The 20,057-nt window shown below is 62.2% G+C and carries 16 protein-coding genes and 1 pseudogene; 6 read left to right on the top strand and 11 right to left on the bottom strand.

The genetic code is table 11. The features are described from left to right. Positions 1–623 precede the first annotated feature (623 nt). Positions 624–2,318, bottom strand: a complete 1,695-nt coding sequence (locus V1283_RS25060) for a GMC family oxidoreductase (protein WP_334389177.1) — start codon at positions 2,316–2,318, stop codon at positions 624–626. Positions 2,319–2,438: 120 nt separating this feature from the next. Between V1283_RS25060 and V1283_RS25055 the strand changes: the two genes are divergently transcribed. The 3 genes from V1283_RS25055 to V1283_RS25045 all read left to right on the top strand — a co-directional run bounded on the left by V1283_RS25055 (position 2,439) and on the right by V1283_RS25045 (position 5,612). Then, positions 2,439–3,623, top strand: coding sequence for an adenylate/guanylate cyclase domain-containing protein (locus V1283_RS25055; RefSeq protein ID WP_334389176.1), 1,185 nt, complete (start codon positions 2,439–2,441; stop codon positions 3,621–3,623). Positions 3,624–3,742: 119 nt separating this feature from the next. After that, positions 3,743–4,867, top strand: coding sequence for a hypothetical protein (locus V1283_RS25050; protein ID WP_334389175.1), 1,125 nt, complete (start codon positions 3,743–3,745; stop codon positions 4,865–4,867). A 208-nt stretch (positions 4,868–5,075) separates the two neighbouring features. Continuing rightward, positions 5,076–5,612: an REP-associated tyrosine transposase gene (locus V1283_RS25045; protein WP_334389174.1), complete on the top strand. Its 537-nt coding sequence runs from the start codon at positions 5,076–5,078 to the stop codon at positions 5,610–5,612. 39 nt (positions 5,613–5,651) lie between these two features. Here V1283_RS25045 and clpS read toward each other — a convergent pair whose 3' ends face one another. Beyond that, the gene (clpS, locus tag V1283_RS25040) at positions 5,652–5,957 is read right to left on the bottom strand and encodes an ATP-dependent Clp protease adapter ClpS (RefSeq protein ID WP_057855122.1); all 306 of its coding nucleotides are present in this window, start codon (positions 5,955–5,957) and stop codon (positions 5,652–5,654) included. A 457-nt stretch (positions 5,958–6,414) separates the two neighbouring features. Between clpS and V1283_RS25035 the strand changes: the two genes are divergently transcribed. Both V1283_RS25035 and V1283_RS25030 read left to right on the top strand, forming a co-directional pair. Beyond that, positions 6,415–7,287, top strand: coding sequence for a DUF1194 domain-containing protein (locus V1283_RS25035; protein WP_334389173.1), 873 nt, complete (start codon positions 6,415–6,417; stop codon positions 7,285–7,287). 77 nt (positions 7,288–7,364) lie between these two features. Beyond that, a pseudogene (locus V1283_RS25030) lies at positions 7,365–7,898 on the top strand (REP-associated tyrosine transposase). Positions 7,899–7,961: 63 nt separating this feature from the next. On the opposite strand, the gene V1283_RS25025 reads toward V1283_RS25030, so the two are convergent. From V1283_RS25025 to V1283_RS24985, 9 genes are all read right to left on the bottom strand, one after another. Beyond that, positions 7,962–9,209 (bottom strand): class I SAM-dependent RNA methyltransferase, encoded by a 1,248-nt coding sequence (locus tag V1283_RS25025; protein WP_334389172.1) that lies wholly within the window; start codon positions 9,207–9,209, stop codon positions 7,962–7,964. Beyond that, the gene (locus V1283_RS25020) at positions 9,202–9,957 is read right to left on the bottom strand and encodes a TlyA family RNA methyltransferase (RefSeq protein ID WP_334389171.1); all 756 of its coding nucleotides are present in this window, start codon (positions 9,955–9,957) and stop codon (positions 9,202–9,204) included. The genes V1283_RS25025 and V1283_RS25020 overlap by 8 nt, the downstream gene beginning before the upstream one ends. Before the next feature lie 17 nt (positions 9,958–9,974). Beyond that, complete coding sequence (locus tag V1283_RS25015) at positions 9,975–10,538, bottom strand: nucleoside 2-deoxyribosyltransferase (protein ID WP_334389169.1); 564 nt, start codon at positions 10,536–10,538, stop codon at positions 9,975–9,977. A gap of 99 nt (positions 10,539–10,637) precedes the next feature. Then, positions 10,638–12,563: a 1-deoxy-D-xylulose-5-phosphate synthase gene (gene dxs, locus V1283_RS25010; protein ID WP_334389167.1), complete on the bottom strand. Its 1,926-nt coding sequence runs from the start codon at positions 12,561–12,563 to the stop codon at positions 10,638–10,640. A 351-nt stretch (positions 12,564–12,914) separates the two neighbouring features. Then, entirely contained in the window at positions 12,915–14,201 is a 1,287-nt protein-coding gene (locus V1283_RS25005; protein ID WP_334389165.1) for a hypothetical protein, read from the bottom strand. A gap of 179 nt (positions 14,202–14,380) precedes the next feature. After that, positions 14,381–14,632: an exodeoxyribonuclease VII small subunit gene (locus V1283_RS25000; protein WP_334389164.1), complete on the bottom strand. Its 252-nt coding sequence runs from the start codon at positions 14,630–14,632 to the stop codon at positions 14,381–14,383. A 73-nt stretch (positions 14,633–14,705) separates the two neighbouring features. After that, complete coding sequence (locus tag V1283_RS24995) at positions 14,706–15,632, bottom strand: histone deacetylase family protein (protein ID WP_334389163.1); 927 nt, start codon at positions 15,630–15,632, stop codon at positions 14,706–14,708. Between the two features lie 90 nt (positions 15,633–15,722). Continuing rightward, on the bottom strand, positions 15,723–17,384 hold the full coding sequence (locus tag V1283_RS24990; RefSeq protein WP_334393166.1) for a bifunctional metallophosphatase/5'-nucleotidase: 1,662 nt from the start codon (positions 17,382–17,384) through the stop codon (positions 15,723–15,725). A 197-nt stretch (positions 17,385–17,581) separates the two neighbouring features. Beyond that, the gene (locus tag V1283_RS24985; protein WP_334389162.1) at positions 17,582–18,346 is read right to left on the bottom strand and encodes a crotonase/enoyl-CoA hydratase family protein; all 765 of its coding nucleotides are present in this window, start codon (positions 18,344–18,346) and stop codon (positions 17,582–17,584) included. Positions 18,347–18,476: 130 nt separating this feature from the next. Between V1283_RS24985 and V1283_RS24980 the strand changes: the two genes are divergently transcribed. Further along, positions 18,477–19,430: a ring-cleaving dioxygenase gene (locus V1283_RS24980; RefSeq protein WP_334389161.1), complete on the top strand. Its 954-nt coding sequence runs from the start codon at positions 18,477–18,479 to the stop codon at positions 19,428–19,430. The last annotated feature ends 627 nt before the right edge of the window (positions 19,431–20,057 follow it).

Here is a 20,057-nt window from a genome sequence, read left to right as displayed (position 1 = left end):
GAATCCCTAGAAAGGGCGAAAGGATGCTTGATCGCTTTCTGATCACTCAGTCTAAAATTTCTTACAGCAAAGTGCGCTTTCTCAGGAAAGTATCGAAGAACAAAATCATTTTGTAAAAACGAACCATCCTAATCCAACGATTGAACTCAAGACTCCAATAAGAGCACTAAGTGGAATCAATGGCTTTGTTTTATTTGCTCTCGACAAAGACAGCGCCATAAGCAGCCATCCACCAAATCGGCCGAAAGACTTTTCGACATCCGAGGATTTAGTCAGAATCTGCGCAACTTCACAGACGACCAATTCGGATTGGGGACGCAGATCCTCATTCCTCCGTTTGGAGGTTGCCTTATGACCGCTCATTTTTACGACCTTTGGACGGACTCCGACCGCCATACGGCAGATACAATTAGTATCTCGCCGAGTGTTGAACCCTAGATTCTGCCTAGTAATTCTAGCTCACTCTGGTTTTGCAAAGGTGCAAATCTCTTTGCCACCCGCATCTAACTAACTCTAAGGCCGACGCAAAAAACAAACTCACGACCACAACTAATAGTTTTCGAACAATGTTCCTGTTTTGTTCCATAGCGTTGGTGGCGCCGCGTCCGCCGTAATGTCCTCGCTCACTGCATCGCGTCTGCGATCTTCTCCGCCGTCATCAGCACCGGGAAATTGGTGTTGGCGCACGGCACCACCGGGAAAATCGAGGCGTCGACCACGCGCAAACCCTGCACGCCCTTGACCCGGCCTTGGGTGTCGACAACCGCCATCGGATCGTCCGCACGGCCCATCCGGCATGAGCATGAGGCGTGCCACACGCCGATCGCCGACTTGCGCACGAAGGCTTCGAGCGCCTCGTCGTCGTTCATGACCTGCTCGAACGTAAAACCTTCGACGACGAAATTGTCGATCATGTAGTGGCGCAGCGCCGCCGGCCCGTCCATCAGGACAGCGGCAATGGCGGTGAGAATCTTGTTCTTCGTATTGACCACGCCGATCTTGCGCACCCGGTCGGAATAGGCAGCCGGGAATGGCTTGTCGGTCACCGCCTTGAGCGGCGCGCTCATCTGCAAGCCGGCCATCTTGCGAAAGCCGCTCATCAGTCGATCGAGATCGCGCCGGTCCGACAGCAGGTTGAACTCGACGATCGGCTCTTCCCGCGAATCGCGCGAAGCGAGCTTTACCTGACCGGTCTCCGAATAGGTCTTGTTGACGAAGGTGAGCAGCGAGCCGATCTGCTCGCCGACCGAATGCCAGGCGGACTTGGTGAGGACAACGACGAACATGTCGCCGGCGGGGATGCCCGGAAGCCCGGAGGAGTAACGCAGCCCCATCTGCATATGGCGTCTGGTGTGCGCGTTCATGCGCGCGCCGCGACGGACATACGAGGACAGCGAGATCGAGGGATGGTCCATCAGGCGCTGGCCAACGCCGGCAAGCCCCGTCAGGACCGGAATGCCCATCTCCTTCAGATGCCCGACCGGTCCGATGCCGGCGCGCAACAGGTGGGCCGGCGAATGAATCGCGCCGCACGAGAGGATGATTTCGCGGCCGCGGAACTCCTGCTCGCGGCCATCGACCAGCGCCTTTACACCGACGCATTGCGTGCCTTCGAACAGCAGCTCCTTCACTTGCGTGTTGGTCGATATGGTCAGGTTGGCGCGCTTGCGTGTCTCGCGATCGAGATAACCCATGGCGGCCGAGACCCGTTGCTCGTCCTGATTGGAGTGCGTCACCGGGAAGTAGCCGTCGACAAACTCGCCGTTCTGGTCGGGCAGGAACTTGAAGCCGGCCTGCTTGCAGGCCTCGGCCATCGCCTGGCTGTGCCGCGTCCAGTGCGCTTGCGGAATGCGGCGGACGGGGATGCGGCCATCCTTGCCGTGGAACGGACCGTCGAAATCGAGGTCGTGCTCGACCTTCTTGAAATAGGGCAGCACGTCCTTCCAGCTCCAGCCCGTAGCGCCGCGCATTTCCCACTCATTGTAATCCGTCGGCGCGCCGCGGTTGGCCATCTGGCCGTTGATCGAGGAACCGCCACCCAGCACGCGGGCCTGCTCATATTTCCGGAGCGGCGGCCTGGCCTCGTCGGGGTTGTTGTGACTGACGACCTGGGTAGTGACCTTGAGTTCGGTCCAGTGGAAGCGCGGATCGAAATACGCCGTTCCCGGATAGCTGTCGCGAATTTCGGGCGGTTCGTTGCCCGGCGGCGTGTCCTGGCCGGCTTCGCAGAGCAGGACCTTGTTGGCGCTTTTGGCGGAGAGGCGGTGGGCCATGACGGAGCCCGCCGACCCGCCGCCGACGATGATGAAGTCGTACACTTTGAACGTTTCCCCCTGGTTTGCACCGTAAGCTAGCGCAGCTCGGCGGGCGGGTCACGCCACCTGTCGTGGTAGCGCGCGCTTGACGTTTCACGGGGTTGCGCGGCAAATACCGGCGTCATGGATGCATCGAAACTGCAAGAATTGACCGACTGGCTGATCGACGGCGGGAGATCCGCGGCCAGCCCGGTCCGGTTCATGGCCGAGTGCTGCGAACGGATGGTCGCGGCGGGGCTGCCGCTCTGGCGTATCGGCGTCTTCGTCCGCACGCTGCATCCCGAGATCTACGGGCGCAATTTCATCTGGAAGCCGGGCTCCGAGGTCGAGGTCGGCACGGTGGACTACCATATCCTGGAGTCACCGGATTTTCACACCAGCCCGCTGAAGATCGTTTTCCAGCAGGGGCTGGAGGTTCGGGCCCGGACCGATGATCTGCGGACCGGGCGCTTTCCGATCGTCGATGAACTCCGCGCCGAAGGTGTCACGGATTATATCGCGCTGCCGCTGCCCTTTGTCGGCGGCACGGTGAACGCATCGAGCTGGACCACCAAACAGCCGGGCGGATTTACGGAAGAACAATTGGCGGCGCTGCGAAGGCTCGTGACGCCGCTGGCGCGCGTGATCGAGATCATCAGCCTCACTCGCACCGCGGCGAGCCTGCTGGACACCTATGTCGGCAATCGCGCCGGCGAGCGGATCATGGGTGGACAGATCAGGCGCGGCCACACCGAGACGATGAATGCGGCGATCTGGTTGTCCGATCTGCGAGGCTTCACGGCGCTGTCGGACCGGCTGCCGGCCGAGACCGTCGTGGACATTCTGAACCATTATTTCGATTGCCAGGTCGCCGCGATCAAGAAGCATGGCGGCGAAGTGTTGAAATATATGGGTGACGGGCTGCTCGCGGTTTTTCCGATCGATGAGTATGTCGGCGACGACAAGCAGGTTTGCTCGAATGTGCTGGAAGCCGCCCATGAGTCGCGCGCCAGCGTCGCTGACATGCAATACCCGGTCGGGGACTCGGTCGAACGGTTTCGGTTCGGCGTCGCTCTGCATGTCGGGCGGATTCTCTATGGCAATATCGGCGGCGGCAACCGGCTCGATTTCACCTGCATCGGACCGGCGGTGAATTTGGCGGCGCGGCTGGAAAAGATCGCGAGCCAAACCAGGCGCACCATCGTGGCATCCGAAGGGTTTGCCGGCATCTGCAGCGGCGGCTGGAGCGATCTCGGCGAGTTTCCGGTCGCCGGCTTCTCGAAGGCCGCGCGGGTCTACGGCCTGGCCGACGAAAAATCAGCGGCGTGATGGCGCAGTCATGTGGCCCGGCAAACAAGACGATTGCCTCGGGCGCGGGCCGTTAACGAGGCGTTAACCATACTTGTTCATTTGTTGCTAATCATTTCTCGGGGCCGGAGGGTGCTCTTGTGTCGATCTCGGTTGGATCAAACGCAGCCTCCTACCTTAACTATGCCGGCAATGCCTACGGGGCGGGCAACACGGCGTCGAAAGCCAGTCCTGCCTCGACCGACACCACCGACACGTCCTCGCCATCATCCTCGACCTCGGTCACTTTGTCTGACGAGGCCAAGGCCTATCTGGCGCGAATGGCGGCGGAGGCGGACGGCGAACAGCCTTCGGTCGCGACTCTCACCACCGGGGCACGCGCCTGGTTCGACCAGCAATACGTTGCGCTCGGGACGTCATCGGCGATGCTCGATGGACAGGTCGCCGTCGATTTTTCCGGCCAGACGCGCGCGACCTTGTCGGTGATCGCTGATAATGCGCAGGGCCAGTTCTCGACGGACGAGGTGACGGCGGCGACCAGGACATTGCAGTCACGATTCAACGACGCCGTGTCTCCCCACGTCGTGATTGCCCGGCACACCGGAGACTACGCAAGCCTTTACGCCGCGGCGTCGGATTATCTCGATCAGGCCGGCAGCGACGAGAAGGCAACGGCGGCCTGGAAAGATCAGAAGCAGGCCGTGCTGGAGGGCTTGGCCGCCGCCAAGGCAAGCTTCGGCAAGGCCCCGGTTACCGGCAACGATGCGGACCCGGTGAGAGCGCTGCTCGACAAAGCGCGAACACAAACCTCATCCAGCACGGATTCAACGTCGGATACGCTGGTAACCAACGCGCGGGCGATGCTCGACGCGCAAGCAGATAGCGCCCGGGACAATGGCAAGGATTTGATATTCACCGGCAGCAGGCAGACCGGGCAGCAGGTGGATTTCACCGACTTCGACAATCGAACCCTGGCCGTCATGGCGTTGAACGCCGATGCGTCGTTCTCGGCGCAGGAAGCCAGCGCTGCGAAGGCGGAGCTCAATCAGCGCACACGAAGCAGCCTTGTGAGCGCATTCGGCGGCAACGGCATACAGGCCAACAGTCTGGCGCTGCTCCAGCAATATTCGAAAATGAGCTCCGAGGAGCGAAGCGTTCTCGGCTTCACCGAAGACTATGCCAACAGGATCGTTGCGAACTACCGTACGGCGGCATCGATACAGAACAGTCTCGGTTCCGGTGGCGGGCTGGCCGCCTATCTCTAGTCTCGCCCACTACTCCTCCGGCTCAGTCGTGAACAGTCCGTAGCCCGGATGGAGCGAAGCGCAATCCGGGATTCGCTCCGCGGCCCGAGGTCCCGGATTACGCTGCGCTCCATCCGGGCTACAAGGAGATGTCGTTCTTCCTGCCGGCTCTGCGTGAACAGCCCGTAGCCCGGATGGAGCGAAGCGCAATCCGGGGTAGACTGGCACGATGGTCCATTATCGGCGCAATTTCGTCCCCGGCGGGACGTTTTTCTTCACGGTCACGCTGGATGACCGAAGTTCGTCCGCGCTGATCGATCATGTCGCATTGCTGCGCGCGGCATTTCGGAAAACGCGAGACGAACGGCCTTTTGTTACCGATGCTATCGTCATTCTCCCGGACCACTTACATGCAATTCTGACATTGCCGCCCGGCGACTCGGACTTTTCAGATAGGTGGCGACGGATCAAGGGAAGTTTTACGCGAAGCGTTCTCGCTACGGGCGCTCAAGTTTCGCGCGATCATCGTGGCGAATATTCTGTTTGGCAGAAGCGCTTCTGGGAACACACCATACGGGATGAACGGGATTTCGAGCGCTGCGCCGATTATGTGCATTTCAATCCGGTCAAGCACCGGCTAGCAACGTCGCCATCCGATTGGCCGTTTTCTTCGCTGCATCGCTATGTCCGCGCAGGCATTCTGGCTCCGGACCGGGGCGGCGATGGAAGCGCCGATACGAGCAATTTCGGTGAGCGGAAAGACTGACCCGGATTGCGCTGCGCTTCATCCGGGCTACGGGAAATATCATTCCTCCGGCTCGGTCGTGAACAGCAGCGGATAACCCTTGGCGCGGCCGGCGTCGGTGGCGCGGGTCGCCTTGGTCTCGGCGACGTCCTTGGTGAAGACTGCGACCACGCAGACGCCGCGGCGGTGTGCCGTTATCATGACCTTGTGGGCCTGATCCTCGGTCATGCGGAATTCGGCCTTCAGGACGGTGACGACGAATTCGCGCGGCGTGTAATCATCATTGATCAGGATGACCTTGTGCAGGCGCGGCCGCTCGGTCTTGGTTTTGACCTTGGTTTTTGGCGTGACGGTGGTATCGGCCATTTCCAGTCAAGTCCGGCAAGCGAGAGAATGACGCGGGCCCGCCACGCTCAGTTGACGCGGCAGTCCGCCAGACGCTGCGCCATGCTCTGATCGCCGCGGCTGACGGCCGTCTCGATCAGTTTACAGGCTCCGGGCCGGTCCTGAAACCGGGCGTTTGCCGAGAGATAACGACCGTGCGCATCAGCGGCGGCAGGCTGTCATTTGCGGGAAGTTTTGGAGGCGTAACCATGATCGTGCCGATGCGGCCTTTGTTGGGCGGCTGCATCGCATCTGTTGTGCCTGCAATCGTTCAATTCGGAGCCGGATACCGGGCTGGCGATGCTGCACGGAACCGGGCGAGCAGGTCGGCTGTGGACGAAGCCTGATCCTAACCCGAATGTGAAGAACAAATGATTTCAGCGCTTTGCGTCTGCCGTTTTGCATGTCACCATAACTGTCGTTCGACGGGAGGGCCGCAATGCGCTGGTATGTCTCGATCGGGGTCGTGCTTGTCGCGGGCGTACTCGCCGGCGGCGATGTGGCGGGTTTTGCCGCGCCGAACCCCACGAACCGGCCGGGCAACCAGCCGAACGCCGCCAGCCGTCAACTGGCCGACAAAGAAGCCAATCCGACCGTTGACGTCGAACTCGTGCTCGCCGTCGACGTCTCCTATTCGATGGACATGGATGAACTCGCACTGCAGCGGGAGGGTTATGCGCAGGCGATCGTCTCGAAGGAATTCCTGCAGGCGCTGAAGAGCGGCCCGAACGGCAGGATCTCGGTCACCTATTTCGAGTGGGCGGCCTCCACCGACCAGAAGATCATCATTCCCTGGCGCGTGATCGACGGGCCCGAGACCGCCGATGCCGTCGCCAATGAAATCCTCAAAACCCCGATCCGCCGCGCGTCACGCACCTCGATCTCGGGTGCGATCAACTTCGCCATGCCGCTGTTCGACGAGAACCCGCACCGCGGCCTGCGGCGGGTGATCGATGTTTCCGGCGACGGCCCGAACAACAACGGCGCGCCTGTCGTCATCGCGCGCGACGCCGCGGTGGAAAAGGGCATCGTCATCAACGGCCTGCCGATCATGGTGAAGGAGCCGTCCTACTCCACCATGGATATCGACAATCTCGATCTCTATTACGAGGACTGCGTCATCGGTGGCCCCGGCTCCTTTGTCGTCACGATCAAGGACCGTGAAAAGTTCAAGGAAGCGATCCGCACCAAGCTGCTGCTGGAAGTCGCCGGCCGCACCCCGGAACGCCCGGTGATACCCGCCGCCGGCAAGGAGCCGCGCGTCAATTGCATGATCGGCGAGAAGATCTGGCAGGACAGGTGGGGAAGGTAATTGTTTCGTAGTAGCCCCGTAGGACGGGTGGAGCGCAGCGATACCCATCAAACCACGCAATGCTTTAGCATGTCGACATGACTGACTACCGTCGCAACTTTGTCGTTGGAGGCAGCTTTTTCTTCGCCGTTAACCTGGCGGAGCGGCGACTGCGGCTGCTGACGGAACACATCGGCGAATTGCGGGCAGCATTTCGGGGAGACGCGACACGACCATCCATTCACGATCGACGCGATGGTTGTTCTGCCCGATCATCTTCACGCGGTCTGGGCAATGCCCGACGGCGATGCTGACTTGCCACGCGTTGGCGGTTGATCAAAACGGGATTCTCGCGTCGTGTTCCAGCCGGCGAACGAATTTCCGAGAGCCGGGCCACCAAGGGCGAACGCGGCATATGGCAGCGGCGCTATTGGGAGCACACCATTCGTGATGAAAATGATTTCGCCCGTCACGTCGACTACATCCACATCAATCCGGTCAAGCATGGCTATGTGACGCAGGTCGGAGATTGGCCGCATTCGTCATTTCATCGAATGGTGAAACTCGGCGTTTATCCCGAGGATTGGGCCGGCGATGTCTCCGGGCATGGAGATGCGTTCGGCGAACGTTAGTGGGGATGCGAGATCCGGTGATGGGTATCGCTTCGCTCCACCCATCCTACGAATTCCGCGATCTCATCTCCTGAACCGCGCCACCAATTCCACGTGCGGCGTGTGGCGGAACTGGTCGACCGGCGTGACGCGGTCGATTTTATAGCCGCCGTCGATCAAAATCTTCGCGTCGCGCGCGAACGTCGTGACGTTGCACGATACCGAAACCACCGTCGGCACCTTGCTGGCCGCGAGCTGCGTCACCTGCGCTTGCGCGCCCTGCCGCGGCGGGTCGAACACGACCGTGTCGTAGTCGCGCAATTCCTGCGGCATCAGCGGGCGGCGAAACAGGTCGCGTGGCTCGGCCCTGACCGGCTTCAGTCCCGAGGTGGACGTCGCGGCCTTCTGCAAGGCTGTGACCGCGCCGGCGTCGCTGTCGAAGGCGGCGATCCGCGACTTCGCCGCCAGCCGCAGCGCAAAGGGGCCGACGCCGCAGAACAGGTCGGCAATGTATTTGGCGCGCTTGCAATGCTCTGTTACCAGCGCCGCCAGCGTTTCCTCGCCGGCCACCGTTGCCTGCAGGAACGAGCCGGGCGGCAGCGCCACCTGGGCGGCGCCGATCGAAATCACGGGCGGTGTTCGCTTCAAGACCAGCTCGCCGTGGCGCGTCAGCCGAGCCAGCCGATGCTGTTCGGCGATGCGCGACAGCCGTGCGATCATGGCCGATGATGCCGGACCGGAGCCGCGCACATCAACGTCGAGGCCGCCACTGGTCGCCGTGATCTGGATATCGAGCGGCTTGCCCATCGAAATCAGTGGTTCGCAGATGGCCCAGGCCGCCTCGATTGCGCCGTTCAGCTGCGGGTCCAGAATGGGGCAGCGGTCGATCGGAATGACGTCGTGCGAACCGGCCGCCGCATAGCCGACCTTGAGCACGTCGTGCGTTCCCATCCGTGCGTGCAAAGTGATGCGCCTGCGGCCCGCGCCATGGGCATCGACGAGCGGCGCGACGTCGCAATCGATTCCCGCCTGCGCCAGCGCCGTCACCACGAGTTCGCGCTTCCACGCGCGATAGGGTCCGGCGTCCCAATGCTGGATCGCGCAGCCGCCACAAACGCCGAAGTGCGGACAGAACGGCGCGATCCGCTCGACGCTTGCGGTCTCGACCTTGAGCAATCGCCGGCGGTCGGGATGGTGGCCGGGAACCGCACCGGCCTCGATGGTTTCGCCGCCCAGCGTGTACGGCACATAGATGTTGCCACCGCCCGCGATGGCGACGCCGTCACCGTGATGGCCGACATGGTCGATGACGAAGCGCTCGCTGTCAGCCACGGCGCGCGCCCATGAAGAATTCGATATTGCCGTCGCCGCCGGTGATCGGCGAGGGAAACACCTGGATATCGGTGCAGCCGAGCGAAGTCGCGAATGCCGAGATATCGTCGCAGATTTCCTGATGCACCATCGCATTGCGGATGATGCCGTGCTTGGAATGCTTTCGCTCCGCCTCGAATTGCGGCTTGATCAGCGCCAGGAGATGCATCGGCGCGGCGGCCAGCGACAGCGCCACCGGCAGCACCGCCTTCAAGGAAATGAAGCTGACGTCGATGACGACGATATCGGGCCGCGCGGGCAGGCGCTTGCCCTCGAACTTGCGGATATCGGTTTCTTCCATCGATACGATCCTGGGGTGGTCGCGCAGCGAGGGATGCAACTGGCCGCGCCCGACATCGATGGCGAAGACGAGGCTCGCGCCGTTCGAAAGCAGCACCTCGGTGAAGCCGCCGGTGGAGGCGCCGACGTCGAGGCAGACATGGCCCTCGATCTCGATCGGATACAGCTCCAGGGCGCCGGCGAGCTTGACGCCGCCGCGCGAGACGTAGGGATGCGCGGGCTGCGCGGACAATTCGGCATTGGCGGCGATCAGCTCCGACACTTTCAACACCGGCCGCCCGTCGGCGGTCACGCCGCCGGACTCGATCGCGGCGCGGGCGCGGGCGCGGCTTTCGAACAGGCCGCGCTCGACCAGCAGCACGTCCACGCGCTTGCGGGCAGAAGTCTCGCGGTCATTCCTGTCAGTCAATGTCAGTCCGGTTTGTGTTAGTCCGATTTGCCGGTGGCGCGATCCGCCGCAAGCGCGACGCAGGCCTCGAACGAGGTGAGATCGTGCCAGATATCTTGTGGTCGCTGCCGCGGCGTCACCAGTCTAGCACCATGCAGGTCGAGCGTGTGGATCATCATGAGATTGTCGGGCAGTCCGAAATCCTCGACCGTCAGTCCGTCATCGTCGATCAGATGGCCGCCACTGGCTTTCGTGACCGCAAAGGATCGCGCAACCCGCTCGGCATAGTCAGCGGGATCGTTGCTGTAGGCGAAGCAGAGCTTGCCGCGCCCGGCCATATAACCGAGTTCATAGACGGTGCCAGCGTCGGCACTGGGGCCGCGAAACGGCGTAAGGTTGGCAATGATCGCGTCGGCTGCGTCCATCATGGCCTCGTTGCCCTCAAAGATCGCGAGCGAGGCATCGGCGGCCGAAAGATCGACCGCGTTGTCGAGCGGATAGAGCCCGCTCACGCTATGGCGCGTGCAGATCGCCGCCTTGCGGCGCCCGATCTCGATGGCGTCCGGCAGGAACACATCGGGACCTGCCAGATAGATCTTCATGGGATTACCGGCGAAAAGACCAGGCCTTCGGTTCTGCCAATTCTTCGATACTGCAAGTCCTTCGGTTCTGATCAGGTCAGAACCGAAGGGGCTACCGCCTCAGGCGAGCTTCACGGTTTCGGTCTTGTAGTCCTTGCCGAGCGCATCGAACACCTTGGCGACGATGCCCTTGGCGTCGAGGCCGGCATGGGCATACATCGCGGTCGGCGAGTCGTGGTCGATGAACTCGTCGGGCAGGATCATCGCGCGCATCCGCAAACCGCCGTCGAGCATGCCGTGGTCGGACAGCGTCTGCATCACGTGCGAGCCGAAGCCGCCGATCGCGCCTTCCTCGATGGTGAGCAGCACCTCGTGGTCGCGCGCCAGCTTGAGTACCAGATCGACGTCGAGCGGCTTCATGAAGCGCGCGTCGGCAATGGTGGTGGAGAGGCCGTGGGCGGCGAGTTCATCGGCGGCCTTTTCGCATTCGGCCATGCGGGTGCCGAACGAGAGCAGGGCGATCTTGTTGCCCTGGCGGACGACGCGGCCCTTGCCGATTTCGAAGGGGATGCCGACCTCGGGCATTTCGACGCCGCGGCCTTCGCCGCGCGGATAGCGCACCGCGCTCGGGCGATCGTTGATCGCGACCTGCGTCGCAACCATGTGCACCAGTTCGGCCTCGTCGGACGCCGCCATGATGACGAAGTTCGGCAGGCAGCCGAGATAGGCGCAGTCGAACGAACCGGCATGGGTGGCGCCGTCGGCGCCGACCAGGCCGGCGCGGTCGATCGCAAAACGGACCGGCAGGCTCTGGATCGCGACGTCATGGACCACCTGGTCGTAGCCGCGCTGCAGGAAGGTCGAGTAGATCGCACAGAACGGCTTGTAGCCTTCGGTGGCGAGGCCGGCCGCAAAGGTCACGGCATGCTGCTCGGCGATGCCGACGTCGAAGGTCCGGTTGGGGAAGGCCTTGTTGAAGATATCGACGCCGGTGCCCGACGGCATCGCCGCGGTGATGGCGACGATCTTGTCGTCCTTCTCGGCTTCCTTGACGAGGCTCTGGCCGAACACGTTCTGGTAGGCCGGCGCATTCGGTTTTGCCTTGGCCTGCGCGCCGGTGGCGACGTCGAACTTGACCACGGCGTGATACTTGTCGGCGGAAGCCTCCGCCGGGCCGTAACCCTTGCCCTTCTGCGTCACGACGTGAACCAGGATCGGGCCGGTTTCCATGTCGCGGACGTTCTTCAGAACCGGCAGCAGATGGTCGAGGTTGTGGCCGTCGATCGGGCCGACGTAATAGAAGCCGAGTTCCTCGAACAGCGTGCCGCCGTCCATCATGAAGCCGCGGGAATATTCCTCGACGCGGTTGGCGCGGTTGGCGAGGATTTTTGGCAGACGCTTGTTGATCTGCTTGGCCGCCTCGCGCAGCGAACGGTAGGTCTTGCCGGAATAGAGGCGGGACAGATACGCGCTCATCGCGCCGACGGGCGGGGCGATCGACATGTCATTGTCGTTGAGAATCACGATCAGGCGCGAGTTCATCGCACCGGCATTGTTCATGGCTTCATAAGCCATGCCCGCGGACATCGAGCCGTCGCCAATCACGGCGATGACGTTGTTCTTGCCGCCGGAGAGGTCGCGCGCCACCGCCATGCCGAGGCCGGCGGAGATCGAGGTCGAGGAATGCGCGGCGCCGAACGGATCGTAGTCGCTCTCGGTGCGCTTGGTGAAGCCGGAGAGGCCGCCACCGGTGCGCAGCGTGCGGATGCGGTCGCGGCGTCCAGTCAGGATCTTGTGCGGGTAGGCCTGGTGGCCGACGTCCCAGATCAGGCGGTCGCGCGGCGTGTCGAAGATGTAGTGGATCGCGGTGGTGAGTTCGACGACGCCGAGGCCGGCGCCGAAGTGACCGCCGGTCACCGAAACGGCATCGATGGTTTCCTGGCGGAGTTCGTCCGCGACCTGACGCACCTGCTCGATCTTGAGCTTGCGAAGATCGTCGGGCGTGCGGATGGTATCGAGAAGTGGCGTTTTGCTATATGTGGTCACAGCGATATTCCAATTTTGCAGGTCAGGGCGAGTGGCCCGACGCGAGATGGGAAAGCGCGGTAACCGCGCCGTGAAAATCCAGACCCCGGTGCCATCGCGGCGGGCCGGTACCTGATTTGAAAGCCTAGATGCACTCCGATCTTAACCACGTGATATGCATCACGTTGGTAGCGTCTAACCCTTCCCGGTTCGTTTTCTTTAGCCATTTGAAGCACTTGCGGCGGCAAAAAGTCTGCCGGCAAGCTGCTCTCGCAGCCCATCGAACCGAAACCTTTACACCAAAGCCGCCGCCAAAGCCAACCCGCAGAGCCGATTCGGTTCCACGATGCGGGTCGGAAAAGGCCTGATTTTTCAACCGCTGCGGCGGGCAGATGGTTCCAATTTGCTCAAATCGGCGGCACTTGTGGCCGCTTCGATGCTTTTCCAGGCCCGATCGCGCGCTACGGAATCGCCGGTGGCGACTTCAAGCGCGGCGTCGGGCAGCGCCATGCGTTCACTGAGCGGGACCGGTCCACAGACAATCATGAAGAAGTCGTAGGCATTGGGCAGTTCGTTGGCCATCACGAACTGGAAATGCACGCGGAAGAACTGCCAGCGAAATTTTTCGTAGTGTTCGGGCCGGATGATGTCGCGGAAACGAACCGGCACGATCTTCGGATTGCGTCTGGCGGCGCCGACGTCGATGCCGTGGCCCGTGATCGGATCGAACTGGTAGAAATTCATCACGTCCTTGCGGGCCTGGCAGTCGATCCAGTCGATCGAAGGCTCGATGGCGAGCTGCCGCAGATGGTCGCGGAACTGTTTCGACACGGCGTGATAGCCGACGATCGGGAAATTGCCGCCGATGGTCAAAAGCACGATTCGCGGACCGTGGCGGCCGAGCGCGGGGTCGAGCTTCAGTGCGCGCGCCAGCATTTCCGTCGACAGGAACGATCCGGAGCTATGGCCGACGATGACGATTTCTTCGGCGTCGGTGCGCTTGGCTGTCTTGACCAGATGCTGCGCGAAGCGGTCGATGCGCTGGTCCCACTCGGAGCGTTCGCGGTGCGAGAACTCCCAGGTCCAGATCGTGTCGCACAGCAGATAGAGCACGTAAGTGGCGTTCTCGGTGTATTTCAGCACGATGCCGAGCAGGGCGACGAACAGGGCGGTCGCGATCGTGATGCTGAAAATGTCGGGAATGCCGAGTGCATTCAGCCCCTTCTCGAAGACAAAAGCGACGGCTGCGACGCACGCGGCTTCCAGCAGCAGCAGCAAATGCGGATAGGTGATGAACGTCGCGAAACGCCAGTTCGCACTTCCGAAGCGGGCGATGGTGCCGGCGAAGACCAGCCGCCAGTAGATCCACACCGCGCTGAAGACGGTGCGCCAGATCGGCGCCGCCAGGTCCTGCTGGATGAAATCCTCGAACCGGAGGAAATCGTAGGCCGTGCGGGTCTGCCAGTCGTCCGCCTTGGTATCGATGGTCCAGGACGCGATCTCGTCGTCGGCCGCGACCTTGGGGCGGCTGATGGTGGCCTGGAGCTGGTAAAGCCGGCTGAACTTGCGCAGTTCGGTCCGGAACATGCGGTAATATTGCGCCAGCCCGCGCGGATCGTAGCCCTGAATGTAGATGATATGGCGGTGCTGGACGCGCACGTACTGTCCCCGGATGATGGCCGACTATAACAGGCTGGGCAGGGCGCCAAGTACTAATTAGGCAACTATCGGCTACCAAATTGACCGGCGGTTCAGCCTTTCGGTGGGGAGGCGAGCGCCGAATTCGCCCGATCATGCCAGGCGCGGCTCTCGTGGTCCGATATTCTGGCCGTCCGGGATCACTGCACGTCGAGCGGCTCGGTCCCGGTGACCTGGCCGTTGGCGTCGGTGGTGATCTTGTCCACACGGGCCTCGGCCTGCCGCAAAAGTTCTTCGCAGCGGCGCTTCAGCGCCTCGCCGCGCTCATAGATCGCGACCGATTCTTCCAGCGGCACCTTGCCGTCCTCGAGCCGCTTCACGATCGATTCGAGCTCCTCCATCGCGCGCTCGAAGGAGAGTTTTTTGACGTCCGCTTGCGTATTTTCGGCCATATCAAGTTCCCGAATGCGCCCCTTAAGAGCGCAGAATCAAATAACAATTTTGAGCGCCTATTGTGGCGGGGATTTACGCGCCCATCAATGCGGTGACGTGCGCCGCAACCGACTCTTTCAGCCCCTGCAGGTCGTAGCCGCCCTCCAGCACCGAGACAACCCGGCCACCTGCGCTTGCCTCGGCCTGGTCCATCAGCTTGCGCGTGACCCAGTTGAAATCATCCGCCTTCACGTTGAGCGAGGCCAGCGGATCGCGGTAATGCGCGTCGAAGCCGGCGGAGATGATGACCAGTTCCGGCGCGAACTTCTGCAACTGCGGCAGGATCAGGTTTTCGAACGCGGCACGGAACTTGGCGCTGCCGTCCTCGGAAGCCAGCGGCGCATTGACGATGGTGTCATGCTCGCCGCGCTCGCCGCTGGCGCCGGTACCGGGAAACAACGGCATCTGGTGCGTCGAGCAATACATCACTGTCGGATCGTGCCAGAAGATATCCTGCGTGCCGTTGCCGTGATGAACGTCGAAATCGACGATCGCCGCGCGGCCGATGCCGTATTTGCGCTGGGCGTGACGGGCGGCAATGGCGACATTGTCGAAGAAGCAGAAGCCCATCGGCTTGGAGACCTCGGCATGGTGACCGGGCGGGCGCACCGCGACGAAGGCATTCTGATGCGTGCCGGACATCACCGCGTCGGTTGCCGCCACCGCGCCGCCGACGCCGCGCATCACCGCTTCCCAGGTGCCCGGCGACATCGAGGTGTCGCCGTCGATGTAGATCATGCCGCTCTGCGGGGCGATATGCCGGAGCTCGCCGATATAATGCTCGCCATGGCACAGCGTGACGGAATCCAGATTGCCTTCCGGCGCCTCGCTGCGCGTGAGCGGCTTGAAGCGATCTTCTCCCAGCACCTCGGCGACCGCGCGCAGCCGGTCGGGACGTTCCGGATGCCCCGGAGGCGTCACATGGTCGAGACAGGCGGGATGGGTCAGAAGGAGTGTCATGCAGGATCCTGGCGTAGAGGCGCGCGCCGGCAACGGGATCGGCTAATCTAGGCCGTTAGGAGCCGCTCGGAAAGGCCCACGGCATCAGGCTTAGTTGATCCTGATAATGCGATCGGCGGCGGTCGGGCTGACCGGGCTGTTCGCTCCAAAATAGGCATGCAGCGCGTCGGAATCATAGACGCCGATAAGCGCTGCGGTTCCCTGGGTGAGCACGGAAAAGCCGTCGCCGCCGACGACGAGGAAATTGTTGACGGTGACGCGATAGCTCGCCGCGGGATCGAGCGGTTGCCCGTTCAGCGACATCCGTTCCGCCAGCACGCGCTCGCCATCCGGCTTCGACCCGTCCCATGTATAGCCAAAACCTTTCGATACCTGCAGGATCCGCGGCCGCTTCGGATCGAGCCATTGCTGCTCCAGCATGTCCTTGATCTGTTTTCCGGTCAGCGTGATCGTCACCAGTTGATTGCGGAACGGCTGGCTGGCGAACAGGTCGGCATAGGTCACCGCGCCGTCCTCTCGGCGTGTTACGTCGGCGCGCACGCCGCCGGGATTGGTGAAGGCGATGACCGCAGCGCCTTTCGCCTTCGTGCTGGTCGCGGCGAGTTGCGCGTCCGCGATGATGTCGCCGAGCGGACTTTCGCCGGCATTGTTGGGCACGCGCGACAGCGTAGCCGTCACCGAACCCGCCGGACGGTTGGCGATCGGCGCAGCCAGCCTGTCGTAGGATTCGATCAGCGCGGTTTGCTCGGCGTTCTTCGCAAGCGTCGCTGATCGAACGATGCTGTTGTCTGCCTTGGCGCTGATGACGTCGCGCGTGACGGGATCGAGCTTGAGATCGATCGCGGTGACGAGCGTGCCGTATTTGTCGCCTGACGTGACGAGCCGCCCGTCGATCTCGCAGACATAAGCGCGATGGGTGTGGCCGGAGACCACGACGTCCACCGCGTGATCGAACTTCTTGACGATGTCGACGATCGGGCCCGAAATGCCCTTGCATTCATTGTAGTCGCCGGCCGGCAATCCGCCTTCATGGATCAGGACGACGATGGCCTCGACGCCGCGTGCCTTCAGTTCCGGGATCAGCGCGTTTACCGTTTCGGCTTCGTCGCGGAATTCGAGTCCGGCAACGCCGACCGGCGAGACGAGGCCCGGCGTACCCTTCAGCGTGAGGCCGATGAAGGCAACCTGAATGCCGTCGAAGCTGCGGATTTCGTAAGGAGGAAACACGGTCTTGCCGCTGCTCTTCTCGAACGTGCTGGCGGCGAGATAGCGAAACTTCGCACCCGTAAACGGATGCGGGCCCTGGCATTTATCGACCGGGTGGCAGCCGCCGTTCTGCATCCGCAGCAGCTCGTCCTTGCCCTCGTCGAATTCGTGATTGCCGACCGAGGAAATATTCAAGCCCATCATCGACAGCGCCTCGATCGTCGGCTCATCATGGAACATCGCCGACAGGAATGGGCTGGCGCCGATCAGATCGCCGGCCGCGACGAAGATCGTATTCTTGTGTCCCTCGCGAAGCTGGCCCACCAGCGTCGCCATGTGTTCGGCGCCGCCGGCAGGGACGGTGATCTTCCTGGTCTTGTCCTCGGGGTCAGTGATCGTAATGCCGCCCGGCGGCGCGCGCAGGTAGCCGTGAAAATCGTTGATCGCGAGAATGCGCAGGTCGACGGGGGCGGGCGTCTGGGCGAGCGACACGGCAGGCGCCAGCATGATCGCGAACGCAAGGACAGGACGGAAAAGAACTCTCATGGATACCGACATGGTAGCCCGCATGAGCGCAGCGACATGCGGGACCGGAGGGAGTTGAAAACCCCGGATGTCGCTGCGCTCATCCGGGCTACGATTCATGTTTCAGCGTCATTGCGAGGAGCGAAGCGACGAAGCAATCCATTCTTTCTTGATGTGGCGCGATGGATTGCTTCGCTGCGCTCGCAATGACGGTTGGGCTACCCCTTCTTCCGCGCAAAGAACGCCTCGAACGCGGCGACTGCTTCCTTGGAGTGCAACCGTTCGCCGAACAGGTGGCCTTCCTGGTCGATCCGGCGCGTCATGTCCTCCGGCGGCAGTCTGAGCAATTTGCGCGAGATCGCGACGGCTTCGGCCGGCAGCGCGCAAATCTCGCGGGCCACCTTGCGCGCCTCGGCTTCGGTGTGCCCGGGGGCCACCACCACGTTGACGAAGCCGGCCTCGCGCGCCTCCTCGGCAGAAAACTTGCGCCCCATCACCAGCATGGCGAAGGCGCGCTGGTGACCCATGGTGCGCGGCATCAACAGGCTGGAGGCGCCCTCCGGCACCAGTCCGAGATTGATGAACGGCGTCGAAAAGGTGGCGGTCGTGCTGGCCAGCACATAGTCGCAATGGAACAGCATCGTGGTGCCGATGCCGATCGCGACGCCGTCGACGGCGGCGATGATCGGCTTGACGTTATGCGCCAGCGAATAAAGCAGCTTTACGGCGTTGGAGGCGCCGCGTGGCACGTCGGTATTCGTGGTACTCTCCTTGAGAAAATCCTCGAGATCGTTGCCGGCGGTGAACACGCCCGAGCCGCCTGTGATGATGATGCAGCGAATATCTGGATTGTTCTGCGCCTTGTCGATCGCATCGCTCATCCCGCGATACATGTCCTGGGTGAATGCGTTCTTTTTCTCGGGCCGCCGCAGCTTGATCACGCGCGTCGCGTCTTCGTCGGATACTATGAGGTGCCCGGTCATCAACCTGTTCCTGGATCGCAGCCGGCAACGGTGCCGCTGGCCAATTATCCGGCCACATCCTACATGATCCGGCAAGGGACCAAACTGTTTCGGCCGATTTTTCCTCCCAAGGTAGTACGAGGATAACGCAATGCAGCTAGGCGGAATTCATCATCTGACCGCGGTCTCGGCGAAACCCCGGGATAATCTGGCCTTCTACACCGGCCTGCTTGGCATGCGGCTGGTCAAGAAGACCGTCAACCAGGACGACGTCAGCGCCTATCACCTGTTCTACGCCGACGGCAAAGCCAATCCCGGCACCGATCTTACCTTCTTCGATTTCCCGGCAGCCCCCGAACGGCGCGGAACCAATTCGATCTCGCGCACCGGCCTGCGCGTTGCGGGCGAAAAGACCCTCGGCTACTGGCGGGATCGCCTGAAACAGGCCGGCGCCGCGATCCGGGATATCGTCGAGGTCGACGGCCGGCTGACGCTGCCGTTCGAGGACGGCGAGGGCCAGCGCCTGGTGCTGATCGACGATGGCGGCGAGGGCGCGGCCTCGCCATGGGAGCGCAGCCCGGTTCCGGCAGAGCACCAGATCCGCGGCCTCGGCCCGATCGTGCTGACCGTGCACGAGCTGTCGCGGACGGCGTACGTGCTGACCGAGGTCATGAACATGCGCCGCGTGCGCGACTATGTGGCTCACGGTGCGCCGATTCATGTGTTCGCAATGGGCGAGGGTGGGGGAGAGAGTAGCCCCGCCGCCGAACTGCACGTGCTCGAAGACAAGGATTCGCCCGTCGCGCGCCAAGGCGCCGGCGGCGTCCACCACGTCGCGTTCCGCACGCCGGACGAAGCGCAGTATCACGCCTGGACCCAGCGCCTGAACGAGCTCCGCGTCCCCAACAGCGGCGAGATCGACCGCTTCTATTTCCGCAGCCTCTATTTCCGCGAGCCCAATGGCATTTTGTTCGAGATCGCGACGGATGGACCAGGCTTTGCGACGGATGAGCCGATGGAGACGCTGGGTGAGAAACTGGCGCTGCCGCCGTTTCTGGAACCGCGAAGGGCTGCGATCGAGGCGGGACTGAAGCCAATTTCGTAGGTTCGTAGAATGGGTATCGTTGCGCCCCACCCATCCTACCGGCACCGGTGGTAGACGGACATTATTAGCTCGGCGCGGCCGCCCATGAGCTTCCAGGAGGGTACAGGATCAACCGCGGCCCTCTGCCGACAACAGCCCAATGCTCTGTGCTGGAAAACCTGGTGCGGAGATTTTGACGGGTTAGCTCGAAGGTGGTGTTGTTACCCATGTCGCTGTGCCTCATCCCCAACATGAGCACGTTGTTGGTCAAAAGACGCTGGTGCTCCTTAAAGATCTGGAGGTCCGCAGGTGAGCCATAGTCCACCTAAACCAATGCATCGGTACCTTTCGGTCACTCTCTGCCTGATCTTGTCGCGGACTTATCCAATGATTGCTACAACTGGCTTTGGCGATGACCTCGATTACGTCGGCGAATGGTCCCGCTGCTATAGATGCAGAGGAAGGACGACGCTTCAACCGGTCGCACCCCCGCTAGCCGATGGCGCGCTTGAAACAGTTAGCTAAGGGCGTTACACTCTCAGAGTGTTATACTTGGAAATGCATCTGGTGCGATTGGAAACTTCGTGGGGTGTTGGCTCAACACAAAGCAGCGTGAGTAAGAATATGCTTTCCGCGGTGCAGGTCCCA

This window comes from Bradyrhizobium sp. AZCC 2262, from assembly GCF_036924535.1.
Classification (GTDB): domain Bacteria; phylum Pseudomonadota; class Alphaproteobacteria; order Rhizobiales; family Xanthobacteraceae; genus Bradyrhizobium.
The sequence above is the reverse complement of the archived record's forward strand: the minus strand, read 5'-3'. Positions and strand labels throughout refer to the sequence as shown.

Bases quoted from the DNA above. Each gene is read 5' to 3' on its own strand.
- V1283_RS24980 (WP_334389161.1), top strand. From the start codon at position 18,477: ATGCAGCTAGGCGGAATTCATCATCTGACCGCGGTCTCGGCGAAACCC.
- V1283_RS25035 (WP_334389173.1), top strand. From the start codon at position 6,415: ATGCGCTGGTATGTCTCGATCGGGGTCGTGCTTGTCGCGGGCGTACTC.
- V1283_RS25055 (WP_334389176.1), top strand. From the start codon at position 2,439: ATGGATGCATCGAAACTGCAAGAATTGACCGACTGGCTGATCGACGGC.
- V1283_RS24990 (WP_334393166.1), bottom strand. From the start codon at position 17,384: ATGAGAGTTCTTTTCCGTCCTGTCCTTGCGTTCGCGATCATGCTGGCG.
- V1283_RS24995 (WP_334389163.1), bottom strand. From the start codon at position 15,632: ATGACACTCCTTCTGACCCATCCCGCCTGTCTCGACCATGTGACGCCT.
- V1283_RS25045 (WP_334389174.1), top strand. From the start codon at position 5,076: ATGGTCCATTATCGGCGCAATTTCGTCCCCGGCGGGACGTTTTTCTTC.
- V1283_RS25000 (WP_334389164.1), bottom strand. From the start codon at position 14,632: ATGGCCGAAAATACGCAAGCGGACGTCAAAAAACTCTCCTTCGAGCGC.
- V1283_RS25015 (WP_334389169.1), bottom strand. From the start codon at position 10,538: ATGAAGATCTATCTGGCAGGTCCCGATGTGTTCCTGCCGGACGCCATC.
- V1283_RS24985 (WP_334389162.1), bottom strand. From the start codon at position 18,346: ATGACCGGGCACCTCATAGTATCCGACGAAGACGCGACGCGCGTGATC.
- clpS (WP_057855122.1), bottom strand. From the start codon at position 5,957: ATGGCCGATACCACCGTCACGCCAAAAACCAAGGTCAAAACCAAGACC.